The 23,042-nt window shown below is 74.5% G+C and carries 21 protein-coding genes; 10 read left to right on the plus strand and 11 right to left on the minus strand.

From position 1 onward, the window contains the following. Nucleotides 1-26: 26 nt before the first annotated feature. Nucleotides 27-1,763, minus strand: a complete 1,737-nt coding sequence (locus ACTSKS_RS02590; RefSeq protein WP_141843617.1) for a bifunctional 3'-5' exonuclease/DNA polymerase — start codon at nucleotides 1,761-1,763, stop codon at nucleotides 27-29. A 249-nt stretch (nucleotides 1,764-2,012) separates the two neighbouring features. On the opposite strand from ACTSKS_RS02590, the gene ACTSKS_RS02595 reads away from it, so the two are divergent. Next, entirely contained in the window at nucleotides 2,013-3,494 is a 1,482-nt protein-coding gene (locus tag ACTSKS_RS02595) for a sugar porter family MFS transporter (RefSeq protein ID WP_442927265.1), read from the plus strand. A 73-nt stretch (nucleotides 3,495-3,567) separates the two neighbouring features. Here the strand turns inward: ACTSKS_RS02595 and ACTSKS_RS02600 are convergent, their stop codons facing one another. Further along, nucleotides 3,568-4,869, minus strand: a complete 1,302-nt coding sequence (locus ACTSKS_RS02600; protein WP_036316429.1) for a dicarboxylate/amino acid:cation symporter — start codon at nucleotides 4,867-4,869, stop codon at nucleotides 3,568-3,570. A gap of 228 nt (nucleotides 4,870-5,097) precedes the next feature. On the opposite strand from ACTSKS_RS02600, the gene ACTSKS_RS02605 reads away from it, so the two are divergent. The 4 genes from ACTSKS_RS02605 to ACTSKS_RS02620 are packed head-to-tail and all read left to right on the plus strand — an operon-like array spanning nucleotide 5,098 to nucleotide 8,496. After that, a complete protein-coding gene (locus tag ACTSKS_RS02605) occupies nucleotides 5,098-5,739 on the plus strand; it encodes an ABC transporter permease (RefSeq protein ID WP_002855197.1) in 642 nt (213 codons plus the stop codon). After that, nucleotides 5,736-6,743: an ABC transporter ATP-binding protein gene (locus ACTSKS_RS02610; RefSeq protein WP_134416722.1), complete on the plus strand. Its 1,008-nt coding sequence runs from the start codon at nucleotides 5,736-5,738 to the stop codon at nucleotides 6,741-6,743. Before ACTSKS_RS02605 ends, ACTSKS_RS02610 begins: the two co-directional genes overlap by 4 nt. Further along, entirely contained in the window at nucleotides 6,740-7,492 is a 753-nt protein-coding gene (locus ACTSKS_RS02615; RefSeq protein WP_036316433.1) for an ABC transporter permease, read from the plus strand. Before ACTSKS_RS02610 ends, ACTSKS_RS02615 begins: the two co-directional genes overlap by 4 nt. Next, nucleotides 7,489-8,496 carry a glycine betaine ABC transporter substrate-binding protein gene (locus tag ACTSKS_RS02620; protein WP_134416720.1) on the plus strand — a complete coding sequence of 336 codons (1,008 nt, stop codon included), beginning with the start codon at nucleotides 7,489-7,491 and terminating at the stop codon, nucleotides 8,494-8,496. The genes ACTSKS_RS02615 and ACTSKS_RS02620 overlap by 4 nt, the downstream gene beginning before the upstream one ends. A gap of 27 nt (nucleotides 8,497-8,523) precedes the next feature. On the opposite strand, the gene ACTSKS_RS02625 is transcribed toward ACTSKS_RS02620, so the two are convergent. The 5 genes from ACTSKS_RS02625 to ACTSKS_RS02645 all read right to left on the minus strand — a co-directional run bounded on the left by ACTSKS_RS02625 (nucleotide 8,524) and on the right by ACTSKS_RS02645 (nucleotide 14,405). After that, the gene (locus tag ACTSKS_RS02625) at nucleotides 8,524-10,161 is read right to left on the minus strand and encodes an alkaline phosphatase D family protein (protein WP_052520106.1); all 1,638 of its coding nucleotides are present in this window, start codon (nucleotides 10,159-10,161) and stop codon (nucleotides 8,524-8,526) included. 110 nt (nucleotides 10,162-10,271) lie between these two features. Then, on the minus strand, nucleotides 10,272-11,444 hold the full coding sequence (locus ACTSKS_RS02630; protein WP_442927266.1) for a cysteine desulfurase family protein: 1,173 nt from the start codon (nucleotides 11,442-11,444) through the stop codon (nucleotides 10,272-10,274). Beyond that, nucleotides 11,441-12,361, minus strand: a complete 921-nt coding sequence (nadC, locus tag ACTSKS_RS02635; protein ID WP_442927267.1) for a carboxylating nicotinate-nucleotide diphosphorylase — start codon at nucleotides 12,359-12,361, stop codon at nucleotides 11,441-11,443. The genes ACTSKS_RS02630 and nadC overlap by 4 nt, the downstream gene beginning before the upstream one ends. Beyond that, on the minus strand, nucleotides 12,358-13,686 hold the full coding sequence (gene nadA / locus ACTSKS_RS02640; RefSeq protein WP_442927268.1) for a quinolinate synthase NadA: 1,329 nt from the start codon (nucleotides 13,684-13,686) through the stop codon (nucleotides 12,358-12,360). The genes nadC and nadA overlap by 4 nt, the downstream gene beginning before the upstream one ends. Continuing rightward, on the minus strand, nucleotides 13,683-14,405 hold the full coding sequence (locus tag ACTSKS_RS02645) for an NUDIX hydrolase (RefSeq protein WP_442927269.1): 723 nt from the start codon (nucleotides 14,403-14,405) through the stop codon (nucleotides 13,683-13,685). Before ACTSKS_RS02645 ends, nadA begins: the two co-directional genes overlap by 4 nt. Nucleotides 14,406-14,533: 128 nt before the next feature. On the opposite strand from ACTSKS_RS02645, the gene ACTSKS_RS02650 reads away from it, so the two are divergent. Continuing rightward, complete coding sequence (locus tag ACTSKS_RS02650; protein WP_442927270.1) at nucleotides 14,534-15,367, plus strand: alpha/beta fold hydrolase; 834 nt, start codon at nucleotides 14,534-14,536, stop codon at nucleotides 15,365-15,367. Between the two features lie 126 nt (nucleotides 15,368-15,493). On the opposite strand, the gene ACTSKS_RS02655 is transcribed toward ACTSKS_RS02650, so the two are convergent. Together ACTSKS_RS02655 and ACTSKS_RS02660 are read right to left on the minus strand one after the other, a co-directional pair. Beyond that, complete coding sequence (locus ACTSKS_RS02655; protein ID WP_041105414.1) at nucleotides 15,494-16,441, minus strand: DUF808 domain-containing protein; 948 nt, start codon at nucleotides 16,439-16,441, stop codon at nucleotides 15,494-15,496. A 145-nt stretch (nucleotides 16,442-16,586) separates the two neighbouring features. Continuing rightward, entirely contained in the window at nucleotides 16,587-17,105 is a 519-nt protein-coding gene (locus ACTSKS_RS02660) for a ferritin (protein WP_041105037.1), read from the minus strand. A 129-nt stretch (nucleotides 17,106-17,234) separates the two neighbouring features. On the opposite strand from ACTSKS_RS02660, the gene ACTSKS_RS02665 reads away from it, so the two are divergent. Next, nucleotides 17,235-17,774, plus strand: a complete 540-nt coding sequence (locus ACTSKS_RS02665) for a PACE efflux transporter (RefSeq protein WP_041105039.1) — start codon at nucleotides 17,235-17,237, stop codon at nucleotides 17,772-17,774. A 24-nt stretch (nucleotides 17,775-17,798) separates the two neighbouring features. Here the strand turns inward: ACTSKS_RS02665 and ACTSKS_RS02670 are convergent, their stop codons facing one another. After that, a complete protein-coding gene (locus tag ACTSKS_RS02670; protein ID WP_041105041.1) occupies nucleotides 17,799-18,701 on the minus strand; it encodes a patatin-like phospholipase family protein in 903 nt (300 codons plus the stop codon). A gap of 81 nt (nucleotides 18,702-18,782) precedes the next feature. On the opposite strand from ACTSKS_RS02670, the gene tpx reads away from it, so the two are divergent. Both tpx and ACTSKS_RS02680 read left to right on the plus strand, forming a co-directional pair. Then, the gene (tpx, locus tag ACTSKS_RS02675) at nucleotides 18,783-19,283 is read left to right on the plus strand and encodes a thiol peroxidase (protein ID WP_442927271.1); all 501 of its coding nucleotides are present in this window, start codon (nucleotides 18,783-18,785) and stop codon (nucleotides 19,281-19,283) included. Nucleotides 19,284-19,285: 2 nt separating this feature from the next. Next, nucleotides 19,286-20,467, plus strand: coding sequence for a S1C family serine protease (locus ACTSKS_RS02680; protein ID WP_095694781.1), 1,182 nt, complete (start codon nucleotides 19,286-19,288; stop codon nucleotides 20,465-20,467). Nucleotides 20,468-20,482: 15 nt separating this feature from the next. Here the strand turns inward: ACTSKS_RS02680 and zupT are convergent, their stop codons facing one another. After that, nucleotides 20,483-21,271, minus strand: a complete 789-nt coding sequence (gene zupT / locus ACTSKS_RS02685) for a zinc transporter ZupT (protein WP_442927272.1) — start codon at nucleotides 21,269-21,271, stop codon at nucleotides 20,483-20,485. Nucleotides 21,272-21,336: 65 nt separating this feature from the next. Here zupT and ACTSKS_RS02690 point away from each other — a divergent pair, with 65 nt between their 5' ends. Beyond that, nucleotides 21,337-22,815, plus strand: coding sequence for a phytoene desaturase family protein (locus tag ACTSKS_RS02690; protein WP_095694779.1), 1,479 nt, complete (start codon nucleotides 21,337-21,339; stop codon nucleotides 22,813-22,815). Nucleotides 22,816-23,042 lie beyond the last annotated feature (227 nt).

The raw sequence follows: 23,042 nt of genomic DNA on the forward strand, positions 1-23,042 counted from the left end.
CGACCGTCGCCCTGCCGCCCCGTCGCTCACTTCGCGTCCGCGTACGACCCCACGCTGGAGACGGTGAGCGGGAAGTCCACGGGGGCGGGACCGAACAGCAGGCGGCCGGCGGCGCTCGCGGACTCCGCCACGACCGTCCGCACGGCCTCGGCCTCCGTGGCCGGGCCGTGCAGGACGACCTCGTCGTGGACGAAGAACACGAGTTCCGTGCGCATGCCGGCCGAGCGCAGTCGACGGCGGATCTCGCCCATCCAGCACAGCGCCCACTCGGCCGCGGTGCCCTGCACCACGAAGTTCCGGGTGAAGCGGCCCTGGGAGCGCCGCCGTCGCCGGGCCGCGGACTCGGCGGCCTGGGTGCCGACGTCGGACACGGACTCCTGCCACTTCCGCCCCGGCGCGGGGGACCAGCGGCCCAGCCACGTGGACACCTGGCCGCCTCCCTCGCCGACGGAGGCCGCCCGCTCGAGCAGGCCGATCGCTCGGGGGTAGAGCCGGCGCAGGTGCGGCATGAGCGCCGCGGAGTCGCCCGTCGTCGAGCCGTACATCGCACCCAGCAGGGCGATCTTCGCGCGCCCGCGGTCGGCCAGCGCGGTGCCGGCCGCCCGGCCCTGCTCCGCCACCTCCCGGTACAGGTCGGGCGTGGTCCCGGCACGGGCCAGCGCCTCGTCGGCGGCCATCGCGGCGAGGATGCGCGGCTCCACCTGGGAGGCGTCGGCCACGGTCAGCGTCCACCCGGGGTCTGCGCGGACGGCGTCGCGCACCCCGGCCGGGACCTGCATGGCCCCACCGCCGTGGGCGGCCCACCGCCCGGTCACCACGCCGCCGACCAGGTAGGCGGCGTGGAACCGGCCGTCGTCGCCGATCCACTGGTCCAGCCAGTGCCAGCCGTTGGCCGTCCACAGCCGGGCCAGGGCCTTGTACTCCAGCAGCGGCGCGAGCAGCGCGGCCCGCGCCTCGCGCTCCGCGCCGCCGGCGTCGATCCAGTGCTTCAGGTCCCACTGCCGCGTGGACTCCACGGCCACGCCCGCCGTCTGCAGCGCCCGCAGCAGGCTCGGCTGCGAGTCGGGGCTCAGCCCGGGGGAGCCCAGGACCTCGGCGATGCGTTCGGCCAGGGCCTGCAGGCGGGCCGGACGCTCGCCCGGTGCAGGCCGGGGGCCGAGCTGCTCGGCGAGGAGCGCCTCGTGCACGCCCCGGTCCCACGGCAGACCCGCCGCCCGGATCTCCGCGGCCACGAGTGCGCCCTGCGACTCCGCCGCCGCGAGCAGCCGCAGCCGGTGCGGGTGGGCCGAGCCCTCGACGGCCGCCCGCTGCGCGGCCAGCTCGGCCGCGAGCACGGTGACGTCCGGGGCGTGGCCGGACTCGTCCGGCAGGTCGAAGAAGGACTCCTGACCGGCGGGCACCCGCGCGGGGCGCTCGGGCTCCGTCGGGTCGGCGACCTCGAGCTGCGCCACGGGCGTGTAACGCACCCCGCTGCCCGGCGCCATCGCCGCGTGCCGCAGGATCCGCTGGACGAGGGTCAGGTCCCAGCATCGATCCGCCCGCACCCCCGCCGCCAGCCAGGCGGTGTACTCTGTCCCGACGTCGGCGAGCACCCAGCGGACCGTGCTCGGGTCCACGCCCAGACGGGCGGGCAGACCGGCCACGAGCGCGGCCACGGACCCGGCGGGGCAGGAGCCCAGGGGAGTGGCGTCGTCCCCGTCCACGGCCCACCAGGCGCCGGGGCTGCCGACGGAGGCGGGGGCGGGGCCCAGGACGACGAACATGGCCCTCATTCTGCCCCGTGGCAGGGTCGTGACCCGAGGCGCCGTCTGCCGCAGCCCTGTGCGGCAGACCTCCCGGCACGGCGGCGACCACGGCGGGCACAGCGGGCACGGTTCCCCCTGACGTTCCGCCGCCTCACCGTGGGCGGGGCGAGGGGCTGTGCGACTTGCACGCTCGCTGAGCGGAGAACACACTGTGCGGACGCACCGGCGCGCAGCGGGCCGTCGGGCGCGACCCAGAGAGGACCCACCATGACAGCGACCCGGTCCGGCGGCGCCGCGACGTCGCGCCTCAACGCCAAGGTGGTCGGCATCTCGGTCGCCGCCGCGCTCGGCGGCTTCCTGTTCGGCTTCGACACCTCCGTCATCAACGGCGCCGTGGACGCGCTCGCCGGGGAGTTCGGCCTCGGCGCCGGTCTCACGGGCTTCGCCGTCTCCTCGGCGCTGATCGGCTGCGCGCTGGGCGCCTGGTTCGCCGGGCCGATCGCCAACCGCCGCGGCCGCGTGCCCGTGATGGTGATCGCCGCGATCCTGTTCCTGGTCTCCGCCATCGGCTCGGGCCTGGCGTTCGGCGTGGTCGACCTGATCGTCTGGCGCATGGTCGGCGGCCTGGGCGTGGGCGCCGCGTCCGTGATCGCCCCGGCGTACATCGCGGAGGTCAGCCCGGCCCATGTGCGCGGTCGCCTCGGCTCGCTCCAACAGCTGGCGATCGTCCTGGGCATCTTCGCCGCGCTCCTCACGGACGCGCTCTTCGCGACGATGGCCGGGGGAGCGGCGCAGCCGTTCTGGCTCGGCGTCGACGCCTGGCGCTGGATGTTCCTGGCCGAGGCCGTCCCGGCGGTGCTGTACGGCCTGTTCGCCCTGAAGTTGCCGGAGTCCCCGCGCTACCTGGTCGCCCGCGGTCGCACGGACGAGGCGGCCGAGGTCCTGCACGAGTTCACCGGCGTGGACCGGGTGAACCTGATGATCGAGGACATCCGGCGCTCGCTGGACTCGGAGCACCGCGAGTCGTTGGCGGACCTGCGCGGACCGGCGGCGGGCCTGCAGCCGATCGTGTGGATCGGCATCCTGCTCTCCGTCTTCCAGCAGGCCGTGGGCATCAACGTGATCTTCTACTACTCCACCACCCTGTGGCGCTCGGTGGGCTTCGGAGAGTCGGACGCCCTCACGGTCACCGTGATCACCTCGGTCACGAACATCGCCGTCACCTTCATCGCGATCGCCCTGGTGGACCGCGTCGGCCGTCGCCCCATGCTGATCGCCGGCTCCGCCGGCATGGCGGTCAGCCTCGGCCTGATGGCACTGGCCTTCTCCTTCGCGGAGACCGGCGGCGCCGAGTCCGTGTCCCTGCCGCAGCCGTGGTCCACGGTGGCGCTGGTGGCCGCGAACGCCTTCGTGGTGTTCTTCGGTGCCACCTGGGGTCCGCTGGTCTGGGTGCTGCTGGGCGAGATGTTCCCGAACCGCATCCGCGCCGGCGCGCTCGCCGTGGCCGCCGCCGCGCAGTGGGCGGCCAACTTCACCGTCTCCACCACGTTCCCGTGGTTGGCGGACATCGGCCTGACCCTCGCCTACGGCCTGTACGCGGTCATGGCGGCGCTGTCCCTGGCCTTCGTGGCGGCCTTCGTGCCCGAGACCAAGGGCAAGACGCTCGAGGAGATGAGCGACGTCGTCGTGCGCTCCCCGGGGCAACGGCGCGCGGTGCGCGCCGAGGCGGAGCAGGGCCTGCGCGGCTGACACCGCCCGTCCCGACGACGGCCCCGTCCCGGAGCTGCAGACAGGGAGGGGGCCGTGGTGTGTGCGGGGCGGGTCAGCCGGCGTCGGCGCCGGTCGCGGCCCCCTCGTCGTCGAGGCGCTCCAGGCCCTCGTCCTCGGAGTCCTCGATGAGACGGTCTCCGGCGATCTTGTCGACGATCATCGCGATGGCGGCGTCGCCGGTCACGTTGGTGGCGGTGCCGAAGGAGTCGATGGCGATGTACGTGGCGACCATGAGCGCGACCTGCGGCTCGGTGAAGCCGAGCATCGAGGTCAGCAGGCCCGAGGCCGCCACGATCGCGCCGCCGGGCACGCCGGGCGCCGCGACCATGGTGACGCCCAGCATGAAGATGAAGCCCACGAACACCGGGACGTCGATCGACTGGCCCGAGAGGAACAGCACCGCGATGGAGAACGAGACGATCTTCACGGTGGAGCCGGCCAGGTGGATCGTCGCGCACAGCGGCACGACGAACGAGGCGATCGGCCGGCGCACGCCGAGCAGCAGGGTCTGGCGCAGGGTCACCGGGATGGTCGCCGCCGAGGACGAGGTGCCCAGGGCCGTCGCGTAGGCCGGCAGCATCGTCTTCAGTGCCGTGAACGGGTTGCGGCCCGCGATCGCGCCCGCGACGACGTACTGGAGGAGCAGCAGCACCACGGTGAGGCCGAAGACCAGCAGGATCACGCCGAGGAACGTGGTGATGACCTTGAAGACCTCGCCGGCGGCGGTCATGTTCAGGAACACGCCGAAGATGTAGACGGGCAGCAGCGGCACGATCAGGCCCATGACGACCCGCTCGATGATCGATCGCAGCTGGTCGAAGCTCTCGTGCAGGGCGCCGCGCGGCAGCATCGTCAGGCCGATGCCGAGCACGAACGCGAGCAGCAGGGCCGTCATCACGCCGAAGGGCGGGTCCATCTGCACCTCGAACAGCGGGCCGAGCAGCGCGTCCTCGGGGTTGGCCATCCCCTCGAAGGACCCGGGCGTGAGGATCAGCGGGAAGACGAGCAGGCAGACCAGCAGGGCGCCGAAGCCGCCGACCAGGGTGGAGCCGTAGGCGATGCCGCCGGTCAGGGCCAGCAGCTTCCCCGCGCCCCGGCCGATGTCGCCGATGGCGGGGGCGACGAGCGCCAGGATCAGCACCGGGACGATGAAACCCAGGAAGTTCGAGAACAGCCCGTTGAAGGTGGCGAAGGCCTGCACGAGCCAGGTCGGCGCGACCAGGCCGACGAGGACGCCGGCCACGATCGCGACGAGGATGCGGGGCAGCAGGCCGACGCGGCGGCGGGGCACGGCGACGGCGCCCCCGGAGTCGGGGCCGGACGCGTCGAGGGCATCGGAGTGGGAGCGAGACATGGCCGACACGCTAGCGCAGGCCGTCCTGCCCGTCGCCCGGTCGGTAGGCCATCCTTGGCGGTGCCGGCGACCCCCGTCGTGGCGCAGAACACAGGGAGCGCCACCGTCTCGGGGAGCGTGCAAGAGCACGCCCGACCCACCCGGACCGAAGGAGACGACGATGACGGTCCTGCCCCGCCCCGCAGACGCCCGGGCCGCCCAGGGGCGCGCTGCCGGCGTGGAGGCCGCATGAGCGAGTTCCTCGCCTCACGCTGGCCCGACATCCTCTTCCGGGCGTGGCAGCACGGGTGGCTCGTGCTGCAGGCGCTGGCCATCGCCACCGTGCTCGCCATCGCGCTGGCCGTGATCGCCACGCGGATCAAGGCCCTGACCCCGATCGCGAACGCCTTCACGGCCGTCGGGCTGACCCTGCCCTCCTTCGCGCTCATCGGCGTCCTGATCCCCCTGGTGGGCATCGGGACCGTCCCCGCCGTCGTGGTGGTGGTCTTCTATGCCCTGCTGCCCATCCTCCGCAACGCGCTCGTGGGTCTGCGCGGCGTGGACCCGGAGGTGCTGGAGGCCGCCCGGGGGATGGGCATGGGGCCGGTGGCGCTGTTCACCCGGGTGCGTCTCCCGCTGGCCTGGCCCGTGATCCTCACCGGCATCCGGGTCGCGGGCCAGCTCGGCATGGGCGTGGCCGCGGTCGCGGCCTACGTCCTGGGGCCCGGACTGGGCTCGTACATCTTCACGGGGCTGGTCTCCCTGGGCGGCGCCAACGCGTTGAACTACGCCCTCGTGGGCACCCTCGGCATCGTCGTCGTCGCCCTCGTCCTGGACGGGCTGCTCGTGCTGCTCGGCCGGCTCACCATCTCGAAGGGACTGCGCGCATGAGCACCGACCGTGACGCCGGGGCCGAGATCCGTCTCGAGTCCCTGACGAAGCTCTTTCCGGGGCAGGACCGTCCCGCCGTGGACGCCCTGGACCTCATCATCCCCGCGGGGGAGACCGTGGTGTTCGTCGGCCCGTCCGGCTGCGGCAAGACCACCTCGCTGAAGATGATCAACCGCCTCATCGAGCCCACCTCCGGGCGGATCCTGATCGGTGGGGAGGACATCACACGCCGCGACCCCACCCGGCTGCGCCGTCAGATCGGCTACGTCGTGCAGGGTGGCGGGATGATGCCCCACCTGTCCGTCGCCGAGAACGTCGGCCTGGTGCCGCGCCTGCTCAAGTGGGACCGCCGGCGCATCGCCGACCGCGTGGACGAGCTGCTCGACCTGGTCGGCCTGGACCCGGCGATCTACCGGGACCGTTTCCCGCGCGAGCTGTCCGGCGGACAGCAGCAGCGCGTCGGCGTGGCGCGGGGCCTCGCGGCGGATCCACCCGTGCTGCTCATGGACGAGCCCTTCGGCGCCGTGGACCCCCTCACCCGCCAGCGCCTGCAGAAGGAGATGCTCGACATCCAGGCCAGGGTGGGCAAGACCATCGTGATGGTCACCCACGACGTGGACGAGGCCGTGCTCCTGGGCGACCGGATCCTGGTGCTCGAACCCGGCGCGCACGTGGCCCAGTACGCCACCCCCGAAGAGGTCCTGGCGCGGCCGGCCACCGAGTTCGTGGCCGACTTCGTGGGGTCGGGGGCGGGGCTCAAGCGGCTGGGGCTGCGGTCGGTCGACTCGCTGCCGCTGCGCCCGATCGCACAGCACCCGACGGGCACGCTGCCGGGCGGGCCCGTGCTCGACGCGGCCACCCCGATCAGCGAGGCCCTCGCCGTGCTGGTCACGGCCCCGGCGGAGGAGATCGCCGTGGTCCGTGATGGCACGGTCATCGGTCTGCTCGACTATCCGACACTGCGCGCGCACGCCCGCGCCGGCGACGAGCAGGCTCGGCCGTGATCGCCCGGCTGCGTGCGGCCTCCGCCGAGGACCGCCTGCTCCTGATCGGCCTGCCGCTGCTGGTGGCCGCCCTGCTGATCGGGTGGACCGTCTGGGTGCGCGGAGCCGCCCTCGACGACGTCGAGGCCCGGCTGCTGACCTGGCCCACCGTCCTGCGCCTCACCGCCGAGCACCTGGCCCTCGTCGGCGTGTCCACCGTTCTGGTCGTGGCGACGGCCGTCCCGCTCGGCGTGCTGCTGAGCCGCCCCGCCGCCCGGCGGTTCACCCCCGTCGCCATGGGGCTGGCCAACGCCGGCCAGGCCGCTCCCGTGATCGGTGTGATCGTCCTGCTCGCCATGGCGTGGGGGTTCGGCTTCCGGGTCGCCGTCCTGGCCCTGTCCCTCTACGCGTTCCTGCCCGTGCTGGCCAACACGCTGGCCGGGCTGCGGGGCGTCGACCCCACCGTCGTCGAGGCGGCCCGCGGCATGGGCATGTCGCCGCTGCAGACCCTGCTCCGGGTGGAGCTGCCCTTGGCCCTGCCCGTGATCATGGCGGGTCTGCGGACCGCCCTGGTGCTGCTGGTGGGTACCGGGGCGTTCGCGACGTTCATCGACGCCGGCGGCCTCGGCCTGCTCATCCAGACCGGGATCGTCCTGTTCCGTTTCCCGCTGCTCGTCTCGGGGGCGATCCTCGTGGCCGCCCTCGCCCTGATGATCGAGTGGATCGGCCGCCTCGTCGAGACGCTGGCCACGCCGAGGGGGCTCGCATGACCACCCCGCGCGCGACCACCCCGTCCCGCCGCCGCGGCCGGACCCCCGCTCGTGCCGCGCTCGCCGCGCTCGGCCTGGCGGCCTCCCTGGTCCTGTCCGGGTGCGGGCTGAGCACCGCCGGCGGCTACCTGCCCTCGGGCACGCCCGCCGGCGACGTCGCCGGGATCGACCTCGAGGGCGCCCACGTGGCGGTGGGCTCCAAGAACTTCAACGAGGGCGTCGTGCTCGGCAAGATCACCGCGATCCTGCTGCGCTCCGCGGGGGCCGACGTCGAGGATCTGACCAACATGCCGGGTTCGCTCAGTGCGCGCCAGGCCCAGGTCGCAGGCGTCGTGGACGTCGAGTGGGACTACACGGGGACGGCCTGGATCACGTACCTGGGCCACACCGATCCGATCCCGGACGCCCAGGCGCAGTGGGCCGCGGTCCGGGACGAGGACGCGCAGCAGGGCCTGGTGTGGCTGCCGCCGGCCGAACTCGACAACACCTACACCTTCTCCGTGCGCCAGGACCGGGCGGAGGAGCTCGGCCTGGAGACCCTGGCGGACATCAAGGACCTCCCCACGGAGGACCAGTCCTTCTGCGTGAGCGCCGAATTCGCCGCCCGCAACGACGGGTTCCTGCCCATGCTCGAGGCCTACGGGATCGAACGGCCCACCGGATCCCGGCTGCGCCAGATGGACATCGGGGCGGTGTTCGCCGCGGTGGCGGACGGGTCGTGCACCTTCGGGGAGGCGTACGCCACGGACGGGCGGATCGCCGCGCTGGACCTGACGACCCTGCAGGACCCGCTGAGCTTCTTCCCGAAGTACAACGCGGCCCCCATCGTGCGCGAGGAGGTCCTGGCCGAGCACCCCGAGATCGCCGACCTGCTGGCGCCCGTGACCGCGCGCCTGGACAACGCGACGGCCGCGCGCCTGAACGCCCGGGTGGACGTCGACGGCGAGGAGCCCACCCAGGTCGCGTGGGACTGGCTCCGCGAGGAGGGCCTGATCACCGACTGACGGTCACCCGCCGCGTGGCACGGCGGATCAGGCCGCCGTCAGCGTGCGCGAGTAGACCGTCCGGCCGGCGGCGTTGATCAGACGCACCCGGAACTCGCGGCCGTCCTCGGGGATCTCGACGTGGCCGAAGTACTGGTGCTCGCCGGAGCGCGGCGAGCCCATGACCGGCCCGTGCGCCTCGAAGTCCAGGCGCGGGCCGAAGGTGCCGTCCAGCGTGTTCGGGCCGAACGATCCGGCGTTGATGGGGCCGGCCACGAACTCCCAGAACGGCTCGAAGTCGGTGAACGCCGCGCGGTCGGGGGAGTAGTGGTGCGCCGCGCAGTAGTGGACGTCGCCGGTGAGGAACACGACGTTCTTCACGCCGTGGTCCTTGATCGCCTTCAGGAGGCGGGCGATCTCCAGCTCGCGGCCCAGCGGGGCGCCGTCGTCGCCGTTGGACAGGGACTCCTGCCCCGTGCCGTCGGGGACGATCAGGCCCAGAGGCAGGTCGTTGGCGATGACCTTCCACGTGGCGGTCGACGCGCGCAGCCCACGGATGAGCCACTGCAGCTGCTCGTCGCCCAGGATCGGGGTCTCGTGGGTCTCGAGCCCCGGGGTGTTCTCGCCCTTGTGGGTGCGCATGTCCAGGGCGAACACGTCGAGGGTCGCGCCGCGGGGGATCCTGCGGTAGATGCGGGCGGGCTCGAAGCCCGAGCCGCGGCGCAGGGCTGTGGAGTCGGCGATCGGCATGTACTCCTGCCACGCGCGGCGGGCGCGGGCGGCCAGCGTGTCCACGTCACGGACCTGGGTGTAGCGCGGGTCTTCGAGGACCTCACCCGGCCACCAGTTGTTGGTCGTCTCGTGGTCGTCCCACTGGGCGATGACGGGGACGTCCGCGTACAGGGCGCGGAGGTTGTCGTCCATCATGTTGTAGCGGTGGCGGCCGCGGAACTCGTTCAGCGTCTCGGCGACCTTGGACGTCTCCTCCGTGACGAGGTTGCGCCAGGTGGGCTCGCCGGCCACCTCGAGGGTCTCCGGGATGGGGTTGTCCGCGTAGATCGTGTCGCCGGAGTGCAGGAAGAAGTCGGGCATCGTGGCGTGCATCGCCGCGTAGCCGCGCATGCCGCCGATCTCCGGGTTGATGCCGTAGCCCTGCCCCGCGGTGTCCGCGGTCCACACGAAGGACTGGGCGGCGGAGGTCTTCCGGCCGAACCGCGCGCCGGGCGCCGTCGTGAAGCGGGCCACGGCCGACTCGCCCAGGCGGCCGGCCTCGTCCTCGAACGCGTACGTCACCTCGAAGCGGGTGTCGGAGGGCAGCGTGTCCGCGAGGATCTTCGCGGTGTGGTCGGTGGCCCCGTCGACCCAGCCGGAGCGCAGGGTCAGCCCGCGGGCGAAGCGGCCGCGCAGCACCTTCCCGTCCTCGTCGACCGCGCGCAGCGTGGCGTGCAGGCGCGAACGGCCGGACGAGCGCGCCCACAGCACGGCCGAGTTCGAGGTGACGTCGCCGGTGGCGACGCCGGACGGCAGCGTCAGACGGGACGCGACCAGGCCACCGGGGGTGTGGCGGGCCGGACGGGCGGCGGCGGGGCCGGCGAGGGCGGCGGGGGCGAGTACGGCGGCGGACGCCGCGGCGAGCACCGAACGGCGGGAGGCGGAGTGGGACAGGGGTGCGGTGGTCTGCTTCACGGGGCCAGGGTGGGGCACGCAGGCGAGGGACATGTGGCCTCGGGCTGACCCCCGGGTGAACGTCCGACGCCGGCCCCCGGCGGCATCGGGGTCGACCGGCCCGGGGCCGCTCAGCGCAGGGCGGTGACCGTCCGGACGGCGTCGACGATCGCGTCCGCCGCGGCGTCGAGCAGCGGGGCGTCGGCGTCCGGGCCGAACGTGCAGCGCAGGGCCGTGCGGGCCTCGTCCTCGCTGAGGCCCAGCGCGAGCAGGGCCGGGGACGGCTCGGCGTCGTGGGCCGAGCACGCGGACCCCGCCGAGGCCAGCACGCCCCGGCGGGCCGCCTCCTCCAGCACCGACTCGCCGTTCACGCCGGGCAGCACGAACGAGGCGTGACGCGGCAGCCGCCGCGCGAGATGGCCGGTCAGCCTCGCGTCGGGCACGAGCTCCCGGACGCCGTCGAGCACGCGCGCCGCGAACCGGTCCCGCAGCCCGGACCACGCGTCCGCGGCCGCGGTGCGCTCCGCCTCGGCCTCCTCGAAGGCCGCCGCGAACCCGGCGGCACCGGCCACGTTCTGCGTCCCGGACCGCCGGCCCCGCTCCTGGCCGCCGCCGGGCACGAGCGGTTCCAGGGCGTGACCCGGGCGCACCCACAGCGCGCCGACCCCCTTGGGCCCTCCCACCTTGTGCCCGGACAGCGCCACGAGATCCGCCCCGAGGGCGCGCACGTCCACCGGGATCTGCCCCGCGGCCTGCACCGCGTCCACGTGCAGCGGCACGCCCGCCTCCCGGGCGACGGCGGCCAGCTCGGCCACCGGCTGCACCGTGCCCACCTCGTTGTGGGCCAGGTGCACGCTGACCAGCGCGGTGTCCGGGCGCAGGCGGGCGGCGAGGTCGTCCGCACAGGTCAGGCCGTCACGGTCCAGCGCGAGGTGCTCGACCTCGACGCCGTGCAGCCGGGCCAGCTGGTCACAGGACTGCCGCACCGCGCTGTGCTCGATCCCCGTGGTCAGCACGTGGTTCGCCGGGCGGCCGGCGAGGATCCGGGCGCGCACCGTGCCGAGCACGGCGAGCGCGTCGGCCTCCGTGCCGCCCGAGGTGAACACGACCTGCCCGGCCCGGGCACCGATCGCGCGGGCCACCCGCGCGCGGGCGTCCTCGAGCAGGGCCGACGCCGCCCGGCCGGCCTCGTGCGCCGAGGACGGGTTGCCGTAGACGCCGGTGAGTGCGGGCCACATCGCCTCGAGCGCGCTGCGCCGGACGGGCGAGGTGGCCGCGTGGTCCAGGTCGAGGGTGGTGCTCATCGGCGCGGCGAGCCCTCCTCGACCACGGCGTCCAGGCCCAGGTCCAGGGACCGGACGGTATGGGTCAGCGCCCCCACCGAGATCACGTCCACGCCCGTGGCCGCGATCGCCCCGATCGTCTCCAGGCTCACCCCGCCGGAGGCCTCGACGACGGCGCGGCCCGCCACCAGCTCGACGCCGGCCCGCAGCTCGGCCGGCGAGAAGTTGTCCAGCATGATCGTGTCGACCCCGGCGGCGAGCACCGCCGGGATCTGCTCGAGCCGGTCGACCTCCACCTCCACGTGGGTGGTGTGCGGCAGGCGTGCCATCCCGGCGCGCAGGGCCGCGGTGAGGGCCTCGCCCGGGTCGCCGGCGCCGCCGAACCCCAGCGCGGCCAGGTGGTTGTCCTTGAGCATCACGGCATCCGAGAGGCTGAAGCGGTGGTTGTGCCCGCCTCCGTCCCGCACCGCCTGCCGCTCGAGCACGCGCAGACCCGGGGTGGTCTTGCGGGTGTCCACCACCCGCGCGTGCCCGCCGCCGGCGCGCACGGCGGCCACGTGGGCGGCCGTCGTCGTGGCGATCCCGGACAGCCGCTGGACGAGGTTCAGCGCCACGCGCTCGGCGCGCAGCACCGAGCGGGCGGGGCCCGCGACCTCGGCGACGACGGCGCCGGGGGACAGGTCGGCGCCGTCGGCCAGGTGCAGGGTGACGGACACGGCCGGGTCGACGAGCCGGAAGGCGGCCTCGAGGGCGTTCGTGCCGGAGAGCACCCCGGCCTCGCGGGCCACCACGCGCGCGGTGATCCGGGCCTGCTCCGGGACGAAGGCCTCCGAGGAGACATCACCCCAGGGCGCGTCCTCGGCGAGCGCTGCGGCCACGATCCGCTCCACGTCCGGCTGCGGGGACGGCGTCGCCGGGGCGCGGTCGGCCGGGGTCACGACCCGGCCCCGGCGGACTGCGCGGCCGACTGCTTCGGCGCGACGGCCAGCATCCGCTCGAGCGCAGTGCGGGCCGGGTCGGCGACGGACGCGGGCACGGTGATCCGGTTGACCACGCGGCCGGCCACGAGCTCCTCGAGCACCCACGCGAGGTAGCCGGGGTGGATGCGGTACATCGTGGAGCACGGGCAGATCACGGGATCGAGGCAGAAGATCGTGTGCTCGGGGTGCTGGGCCGCCAGGCGCTGCACGAGGTTGATCTCGGTGCCGATCGCGAAGGTCGAGCCGGCCGGAGCCGCCTGGATGGCCTTGACGATGAAGTCGGTGGACCCGGAGGAGTCCGCGGCCTCCACCACGGGCAGGGGGCACTCGGGGTGCACGATCACCTGGACGTCCGGGTGCTCGGCGCGGGCCTGCTCGATCTGCGCGACGGTGAAGCGGCGGTGCACCGAGCAGAAGCCGTGCCACAGCAGGACCTTCGCGTCTCGCAGGGCGTCCTCGGAGTTCCCGCCCAGCGGCAGGCGGGGGTTCCACGTCGGCATCCGCTCGAGCGGGATCCCCCTGGCGCGGCCCGTGTTCCGGCCCAGGTGCTGGTCCGGGAAGAACAGGACGCGCTGGGCACGCTCGAACGCCCAGTCCAGCACGGCCGAGGCGTTGGAGGACGTGCACACGATGCCGCCGCGCTCGCCGACGAAGCCCTTGAGGGCCGCGGAGGAGTTCATGTAGGTCACGGGCAGCAGGGGCACGCGCCCGTCGTCGTCCGGCTCGGTGCCGTAGACCGCCTCGAGCTGCTCCCACGCATCCTCGACCGAGTCCAGGTCGGCCATGTCCGCCATGGAGCAGCCGGCGGCGAGGTTGGGCAGGATGACGGCCTGGTCCGGGGTGGAGAGCAGATCCGCGGTCTCCGCCATGAAGTGCACGCCGCAGAACACGATCGCCTCCGCCTCGGGCCGGCCCTGGGAGGCCCGCGCGAGCTGGAAGGAGTCGCCCACGAAGTCGGCGTGCTGGACGACCTCGTCGCGCTGGTAGAAGTGGCCCAGCACGACGACGCGTTCGCCGAGCGTCTGCCGCGCCGCGCTGATCCGGGCGTGGAGCTCCTCGTCCGAGGCCCGCTGGTACTCCTCGGGGATGCGGCCCTGCACGGGGGCGTCGGCCGGGACGGCGTCGTCCTGCGATGCGCCGGGGCCGTAGGCGGGCAGGCCGGCGTCGAACGCCCAGGGGCCGCGGGTCAGGTCGGGGGAGCACGAGGAGCCGCGCGCGGCGTCCTTGTCGATCAGGCTCAGGGTGCGGGCCACCGAGGCGGTGGTCCCGGTCGGGGTGGTCATGGGTGGCTCCTGGGTCGGGGCTGGTGGTCAACGGCGGGCCGGTAGCGGTAGAGCTTGGGCGGGCGGTGCGGGGTGCCGCCGCGGACCTCGCCGGTCTCCTCGAGGGTCCCGGCGGCGAGGGTGGCGCGGCGGAAGTTGGCGGCGTCGAGGCCGCGGCCGAGGACGGCCTCGTGCACGGCGCGCAGCTCGGCGAGGGTGAAGGAGGGCCCCAGCAGCGCGTGCCCGACGCCGGCTCGCGGCAGGTCCGCGCGCAGGCGCGCCACGGCCGCCGCCAGGATCTGGGCGTGGTCGAACGCCAGCGCGGGCGGCGCGTCGGCTCGGTGCCAGCGCACGTGGACCCCGATGGGCAGCCCGGCCACGTCCGGGTCCGGGCGGGACGCCGGGGCGGCGCCGTCGTCGTCCAGAGCGGGGCTGAGCGCCCAGTGGGCCACCGTGAGGACGCGTCCGGTGGGGGAACGGTCCACGGCGCCGAACGCCGCCAGCTGCTCGAGGCGACGGACGGGACCGGGCACGCACTCGGCGGCCACGCGTGCGGCGACGTCGGCCAGCTCCTCGTCCGCGCCGAGCCACGCGCCCGGCAGCGCCCACCGGTCCAGGAACGGCTCGCGCATCCGCGGGACGAGGGCGACGCAGAGGCGGGGCACGCCGTGCGGGTCCGGGCGCACGCCGAAGACGGCCGTGGACACGGCGACGCTGACGCGGGCCTCAGCGACGGGCATGGGACCTCCCGGAGTGGACTGGCGGGGCTGTTCTGGTCAGTATGACACTGTTCCCGCCCATCTCAGAGGGTCAAGATGACTGTAAGGCGGGGGAGGCGCCGGTGCGGTCCCGCGCTAGCCTGAGTGGGGTGAACACGACCGCCGCCTCCGCCCCGTCCGACGCCCCCCTGGCCTCCACCCGCATCGGGGAGGGCCCGCGCCGCGTCGCGTTCCTGCACGGCCTCATGGGCCGCGGCCGGAACTTCACCGGCCCGGCCAAGGAGCTGGGCGACGACTTCACGGTGGAGCTGATCGATCTGCCGGACCACGGCGCCTCGCCCTGGACGGACCGGGTGGACTACCGCGAGATCGCAGACCGGGTGGCCGCCCACCTGCGCACCGGCCTCGCCGCCGACGGGCCGGTCCACCTGCTGGGCCACTCGATGGGCGGCAAGGTCGCGATGGTGCTCGCCCTGCGGCACCCGGAGCTCGTGGACCGGCTGATCGTGGAGGACATCTCCCCGCGGCTCTCACCGCAGGCCACGGACGAGTTCGTGCACCTGCTGGGCACCATGCTGCGCATGGACCTGGACGCGTACGACTCGCGGGCCGAGGCCGACGCGGCCATGGCCGAGCACGTCCACGACGCGCGGGTGCGCGGCTTCCTGCTGCAGAACCTGCGGCGCACGGCCGGCCACTTCGCGTGGCAGCCCAACGTGGCCATGCTCTTCGAGCACCTGCGGGAGATCGGCTCGTTCCCGGACCCGGTGGTCCCCGAGGATCCGGAGCGCGTGTTCGACCATCCTGTGCTGTGGCTGGCCGGCGCCGAGTCGGACTACGTCCAGGACGAGGACGTGCCGCGGATGAAGGAGCTGTTCCCGCGCGTCGTGCGCGTGACCGTCCGGGACGCCGGCCACTGGCTGCACGCCGACCAGCCCGAGGCCTTCGTCTCCGCGGTGCGCACCTTCCTCACCGCCGACTGACGGGGCCCGTCGGGAGACGGAGACAGCGCCGAGGCCCGCAGACGCGCCGCTACGTTCCGTGCGTAGCGGCGCGTCTGCGGGCCTCGGCGTCGGGCGCGGGTGGGAGTAGACCCGTCAGCCGCCGCATCAGTGGGCGGGCGCGGCCTTCTTCCCGCGCAGGCGTCCGACGAGCAGGACCACCCCGAGCGCGACCGAGCCCCAGAGCAGGCCCCACACAGCCGACGTCGCAGTCTCCGTGAGCCAGCCGAGGAACGCGCCGGCGGCGTGTGTGACGGGCTCGACGATCCCGTGCTGCACGGCGTAGGGCCACGGCACGCCCAGTGCGTCCAGCTCCACGAGGGCGATGTGGCCGCCCACCCAGAGCATCGCCACGGTGCCGATGACGGTCACCACGCGCAGCACGTGCGGCATGGCCTTGACCAGCCCGGCGCCGAACGAGCGGCCGCCGGAGGTCGAGGCGTTCTGGTGCAGGTGCAGGCCGACGTCGTCCATCTTCACGATCAGCCCCACGGCCCCATACACGCCCACGGTGATGAGGACGGCCACCACCGCCAGGACCGCCGCCTGCATCCAGAAGCCCAGGTCGGCCACCTCGTTCATGGAGATGACCATGATCTCCAGGGACAGGATGAAGTCCGTGGTGATGGCCCCGCGCACCACGGTGTCCTCGGCCTCCGGACCCCGCTCGACGGCGGGCTCCTCGTCGTCGGCATGCCCGTGGCCGGTGAGCTTGCCCCACACCTTGTGCGCGCCCTCATAGGACAGGTAGGTGCCGCCGGCCAGCAGCAGCCACGGCAGGATCCAGGGGGCGAGCCAGTCGAGCAGCAGCAGGGCGGGCAGGATGAACACGAGCTTGTTGCGCAGGGAGCCCTTGGTGATCCGCCAGATCATCGGCAGCTCGCGGGCCGCGGCTGCGCCGGCCATGTACTGCGGGGTCACCGCGGCGTCGTCGACCACCACACCCGCCGCCTTGGCCGCGGCGCGTCCCGCCCCTGCGGCCACGTCGTCCACGCTCGCGGCGGCGAGGCGGGCGAGGGCGGCGACGTCGTCGAGCAGGGCTACGAGTCCGACCATGGTTCCTCCTGGGGTGGGGCCGACGGGCGCGCCGGTGCGCGGGCAGGGCGCAGGTCGAGCATAGCGGCGGGGACGGACACGCACCGGCCCGGTCCCGTGGGGGACCGGGCCGGTGCGTGCGCGGCCGACGAGGCCGCCGGTGGGCTCAGGCGTCGTTCTCGGTGGTCTCCACGGGACGGGAGCCCAGGCGGCCGTCGATGCGGAGCAGGCCCGAGCCGTCATCGCCGACGAGCTCGAGCTGGCCCACGATCTCGGAGACGGTGGCCTCCTCCTCGATCTGCTCGTCCAGGAACCAGTTCAGCAGCGGGCGCGAGTTGAGGTCGCCCGCGGACTCGGTGGCCCGGTACAGCTCGCGGATCGCCTCGGAGACCTTCTGCTCGTGCGCGAGCGCGGCCCGGAAGATCTCCAGGGCCGACAGGCCGGCCTGCACGGGCGGGGCCGGGATGGCGCCGATCGTCGGGAAGCTGTCCCGGTCGGCGACGTGGTCGATGAACTTGTTCGCGTGGACGATCTCCTCGTCCGCCTGGTGCCGCAGCCACGCGGCCATCCCGGACAGGTCCAGGTCGTCGGCGGCGATCGCGAGCTGGCGGTAGACCATGGACGCCTCGAACTCGAGGGTGATCTGTTCGTTGAACTTCTGCAGCAGGTCATCGGTGAGCTTCATGCCTCGAACTCTAGGCAGGCGGCCGGGGCGCGGTGAAGGCGCGCCCGCCCCTCATCGAGGAGCGACGACGGCGGGCGGCCGGTTCCGCCGGATTCGGCGCCCCGCGGTGCCAGCCCTAGGCTGGGCGCCGTGTCCGAGACCCGCCGCGCCCGCCCGGGCGTCGACCCCGTGTCGACGCCGCCCTCCGACGTGCCGCGGGGCCCGGGGGGCCGGGACGCGCTCGTGCGCCGCCGCGTGTTCCGGACGCCCCTGCTGCGCCGCGTGGTCTACGCGGTGGTCTTCGAGCTGCTCGCCATCCTCTTCACCACCGTGATCCTGGCGGCGCTCGGCAACGGCGGCGGGCCCTCGCTCGCCGTGGCGGTCGTGTCCTCGACCGTGGCCCTGCTGTGGAACATCGTGTTCAACTCGGTGTTCGAGACCCTCGAACGCCGCCTCGGGATCACGGGCCGGCCCTGGTGGGTGCGCGTGGCCCACGCCGTCGGCTTCGAGGGCGGGCTGATCGTGTTCCTCGTGCCCGCGGTGGCGCTGATCCTCGGCATCGGGCTGGGGGAGGCGTTCCTCATCGAGGCCGGCCTGCTCGTGTTCTTCCTCGTCTACGCCGCGGTGTACGCCTATGCGTTCGACTCGGTGTTCGGCCTGCCGGACTCGGCCGCCCGCGCCGAGGCCTGACCCGCCGCTCGGAGCAGGCGCGGCTCAGCGGGACGCCGGCAGCCCCAGGAACGCGCGGATCGCGGGCATCTCGCGGCGCACCTGGTCCAGGCCGAGCTCGTGGGCGGCGGCCAGCTTGGCCACGGACCGCTCGCCGTTGGCGATGGGCATGGTCTCGGGCACGAACAGATAGGCCCGTCCCTGCCGCTCCATCTCGAACAGGCGCTCGCGGGTGGCGTTGTACCGGCGCCAGCGCGTGAGCAGCGCGTCCGCGACGGCGGGGTAGCGCCGGAAGGTGCGCTGATAGAACGAGGGGAACCGCTCGGGCCGCTTCACGTACCCGCGCTCCCGGGTCAGGACCACGAGGACCTTCTCGAACCCCGCGTCCTCCGCCGCGGTCAGCGGGATCCCGCCGTCCACGCCGAGGGCGCCGTCCACGAACACGGTGCCCTCGGCGTGCACGGGGGGCATGAGGACCGGCATCGTGGACGACGCGCGGACGCGGACCATCAGGTCGGTCAGGGTGGTCATGTCGGAGCGGTCCCACCAGCGGGTCTCGCCGCTCGCGGCGTCGAACCCGCCCAGCACGAGCCGGGCGGGGTTCGCGCGGAACGTGGCGAAGTCGTAGGGCAGGTCCGCCTCGGGCAGGCCGGCGTGCTCGTAGATGTACTCGGCGTTGAACAGGCCCTTGCCGCGCACGAAGCTCAGCCAGTTGCCGAACCGAGGATCGTCGGCGAAGTCCACGAACGAGCGCCGCGCACGGGCCGGGTCGCGGGACAGGTAGTTCACGGCGTTGGACGAGCCCGCCGAGATGCCGGCCACGAAGTCCACGTGGATCCGCTCGCGCAGCAGTTCCGCCACCACGGCCGAGGTGAGCGCGGCGCGCATGCCCCCGCCCTCGAACAGCAGGGCCGTGTCGGTGACGTTGGACGTCATGGGCTCGGTCATGGTCGGTCCCTCCGTGTTCGCCGTCCGCCGAGCCGGGCGGGGAGTGCTCCCGTCCGGCCGCGCCCATCCTAGGCTGTCCCCATGGCGACGACCCACATGAAGAGCACCCCCGTCCACACCGTCGGTGAGCTGCCCCAGGTGGGTTCCCCCGCCCCCGACTTCACCCTCACCGGGGCGGACCTGTCCCCGGTGACCCTGCGGGAGCTGCGCGGCCGCCGCGTGATCCTGAACATCTTCCCGTCCCTGGACACCGGCGTGTGCGCCGCCTCCGTCCGCGAGTTCGACTCCCGCGTCGCGGACCTCGGGGACACCACCGTCGTGGCCGTGTCCGCGGACCTGCCGTTCGCCGCCGCGCGCTTCTGCTCGGTCGAGGGCATCGACCACGTCCGCAGCGGCTCCGTGTTCCGCTCGTCCTTCGGCGACGACTACGGCGCGCGAATGACCGACGGTCCGCTCGAGGGCCTGCTGGCCCGCGCCGTCGTCGTGGTCGATGCCGACGGCGTGGTCCGTCATGCCCAGCTCGTCCCCGAGATCTCCGAGGAGCCGGACTACGAGGCCGCCCTGGCGGCCGCCCGGGGCTGAGCGTGACGCCGCCGGGCTGGCCGCCGCGCGCACGACGCTCGCCCCTGGCGTTCGTCATCGCGCTGTTCGGCGTGCTCGGGGCGCTGGTCCTGGCCGGGGGCCTCACCGCGCTCCTCGCCGGCCGGTTGGTCGACGTCGCCGCGGACTCCGCCCCGACCGTGCCCGCCGCCGAGGCCCCCGCCCGGGAGGCGGGCGAGCTCGCGGCGGGCCTGACCCACGTCCACGACGGCGTGACGGTGGACTGGTCCGCATCGGCCCACGACGGCTCGTCCCTGGACCCGGGCCAGCCGGTCGCGGACGCCCCGGGCATCCTCCTCGTGGAGACCGCTCTCGGCGCCCGCACCGGCACGGGGACCGGCATGGTGCTCTCCCCGGACGGGCTGGCGGTGACCAACTACCACGTGGTCGAGGACTCCTCGGAGGTGCACGTGGTGGTCGCGGACACCGGCGCGCGGCACACGGCCACGGTGCTCGGGCGCGATGCCGAGCACGACATCGCGGTGCTCGATGTCGAGGGCGTCTCAGACCTGCCGGTGGCCAGCGTCTCGCTGGACCCGATGCGGCGCGGGGACCAGGTGGCCGCCGTCGGCAACGGCGGAGGCCAGGGCTATCTGACGGCCGTGCGCGGCACCGTGCTCGGCACGGACCGCTCGATCATGGCCGCGGCCGAGGGCACCGATCAGTACGCGCGCCTGTCCGGCCTGATCCAGACGGACGCGGACGTCGTGCCCGGCTACTCCGGCGGCCCGGTGGTGGACGACGCCGGCCAGGTGGTCGGCGTGACCGTGGCGGCCAGCGACGGGACCACCGCAGACGAGGTGGACGGCTTCGCGATCCCGCTGGAGGTGGCCTTCGACGTGGTGGACCAGGTCCTCTCGGGTGAGGAGACGGACACCGTGAGCATCGGCGCGGACGGCGCCCTGGGCATCATGGTCGGCGCGGATCCCGACGTCGGCGTCGTGGTCATGCAGGTGGACGCGGGCTCGGCGGCCGAGCAGATCGGCCTGGTGGAGGGCGATGTGATCCTCGAGATCGAGGGGCGGGCCGTCGGCGACGACGCCTCCCGGATGTCCCGCCTGGTCAACGACCACAACGTGGGGGACCGGATCACCGTCCAGTGGCGCACCGCCGACGGCGGGGTGCGCGAGGCCGAGGCGGTCCTGCAGCCGGCCCTCGTGAACTGACCGGCCCCCCGGCGCTCAGGAGAGCAGGTCCAGCGAGAGGGCCATCGCGGCCACGCCCAGCAGCACGCCGCCCAGCGCCGCGGCGCGGCCCCCGGCCGCCCGGGCGGCGGGCACCAGCGCGTCGAGGCTCACGGTCACCATCACGCCCGCCACGGCCGCGAAGACGGCGGCCACGAGCGCGGGTGTGAGGAACGGGGCCAGCAGCAGCCAGCCGATCAGCGCGCCCAGCGGCTCCGCGATCCCCGTGAACGCGGCCCACGCGAAGGCTCTGCGCCGCGATCCGGTGGCCTGCCGCACGGGCACGGCCACGGCCACGCCCTCGGGAACGTTGTGCACGGCCATAGCGACGGCCAGCGCGAGGCCCACCGACGGATCCTGCAGGGTGCCGGCGAAGGTGACGAAGCCCTCCGGCAGATTGTGCAGGCCGATCGCCAGGGCCGTCACCGTGCCCAGGCGCAGCATCCGCCGCCGGTCCAGGCCGGCCCGGTCGTCGGCGTCGCCCGGCATCTCCGAGACGGGGTCGGGGACGGCGCGCTCGAGCAGCACGTAGGCGCCTGCGCCGAGGGTCAGGGCGGCCACCGCGACGGCGGTCGCCGCGGGGCCGACCGCCCCGCCCAGTCCCTCGACGGCGGCCGGCAGCATCTCCAGGAAGGAGACCGCGAGCATGACGCCCGCGGCGAGGCCGAGGGCGGCCCCCAGCCCGCGGCCCGAGGGCGCGCGTCCGACGATCGCCAGGACGCCGCCCAGCACCGTGGCCAGCCCGGCGAACGTCGTGAGAGCGAGCGCGGTCCAGAACGGGTCCACGGGGGAGGGCCTCCTGACGGGCGGCGGGCGGGGTGCGACCATCCTAGGGACTACAGGAGGAGACCATGACCGAAACCGCCACCGGCCCCGGATTCGCCCTGCCCCGGGGCGTCGAGCCGGGCCGCGCCGTCGTCGTGGGCGCCGGACCCAACGGCCTGACCGCCGCCGCCCTGCTGGCCCGCGAGGGCTGGGAGGTGGACGTGTTCGAGCGGGCCCCGGTGCCCGGCGGTGCGTGTGCGTCCGCGCCGGTGCTGGGGGAGGGGACCGTGGTGGACCTCGGGGCGGCGGGCCATCCGTTCGGCGTCGCCAGCCCCGTGTTCCGGGAGCTGGGGCTGACGGACCACGGGCTCGCCTGGCTGCACCCGGCCGTGCCGATGGGACATCCGCTGCCGGACGGGCCGGCCGCCCTCCTGCACCGGGACCTCGAGGCCACCGCCGCGGGTCTCGGCGTCGACGCGCGGGCCTGGCGGGCCGTGCACGGGGCCCTGGTCGCGCACGTCGACGAGATCCTGGCGGGCGCGCTCGGCCCGGTGCTGCGCCCCCCGCCCCATCCGGTGGCGATGGCCCGCTTCGGCCTGCGCGCCCCGTGGCCGGCCGATCTGCTGGGCCGGGCGATGTTCCGCACGGAGGCCGCCCGCGCCCTGTTCACAGGCTCGGCGGCCCACGCGATCCTGCCCTCGAGCCGGCCCCTGACGGCGGCGTTCGGCGCGCTCTTCGGTGCGCTCGGGATGAGCTCGGGCTGGCCGGTGGCGCGCGGCGGGTCGGGGGCGATCGTCGACGCGCTCGTGGCGGTGCTGCGGGCGCTCGGCGGGCGGCTGCACCTGGGTCACGAGGTCACGGACCTGCGTGCGCTGCCCGCCGCGGACGCCGTCGTGCTGGACCTGACCCCGCGCCAGGTGCTGCGCGTCGCCGGCACGGGCCTGCCGCCGCGATACGCCGCGGCCCTGCGCCGGTGGCGCCCCGGGCCGTCCGTGTCCAAGGTCGACTTCCTGCTCGACGGGCCGATCCCGTGGCGCGACGCCCGGCTCGCGGGCGCGGGGACGGTGCACCTGGGCGGGACGGCCGCCGAGATCCGGCGGGCCGAGGACGACGTCGCGGCCGGCCGGATGCCGGCGCGGCCCTTCGTCATGCTCTGTCAGCAGCAGGCGGCGGACCCCTCACGGGCCACCGGGCCCGCCCAGGGGCACACGGTCGTCTGGTCCTACGCCCATGTGCCCCACGGCCACCCCGGCGACGTCCGTCCGCTGATCGAGGCGGAAGTGGAGCGGCACGCACCCGGCTTCCGGGACCGGATCGAGGCCGCGGTCGCGATGCGCCCGGCCGATCTGGAGGCGTGGAACCCGAACCTCGTGGGCGGTGACATCGCGGGGGGATCGCTCGCGGGAGCACGTGCGCTCCTGCGCCCCACCGCGTCGATCCGGCCGCACCGGGCGGGCCGGGCCGGGCTCTATCTGGCCTCCGCCTCCACCCCGCCGGGCGCCGGCGTCCATGGCATGGGCGGGGCGTGGGCCGTGCGGACGCTGCTGGCGGACCGTCGTCGCTGACCGCGCCGGCGCTGGGGCGGAGCGGCCCCGGGCCGGGGCCTGCCGGGGTGCCGGCGACCGCTGTGCGACACGGCGGAGACGGATCCAGATCCGGATCCGGACTTTCGCGAATCGGAATGTGCCCGCTACAGTGTGGTCCATCTCACGGGCCGTCCCGTCTCGACGGAACGGCCCGGGGGTCGCCTCGCACCATCGGATCCCCACAGGGATGCGGATGCGGGACGTCC

It is taken from the genome of Micrococcus sp. TCR-5, assembly GCF_052220525.1.
Lineage (GTDB): Bacteria > Actinomycetota > Actinomycetes > Actinomycetales > Micrococcaceae > Micrococcus > Micrococcus luteus.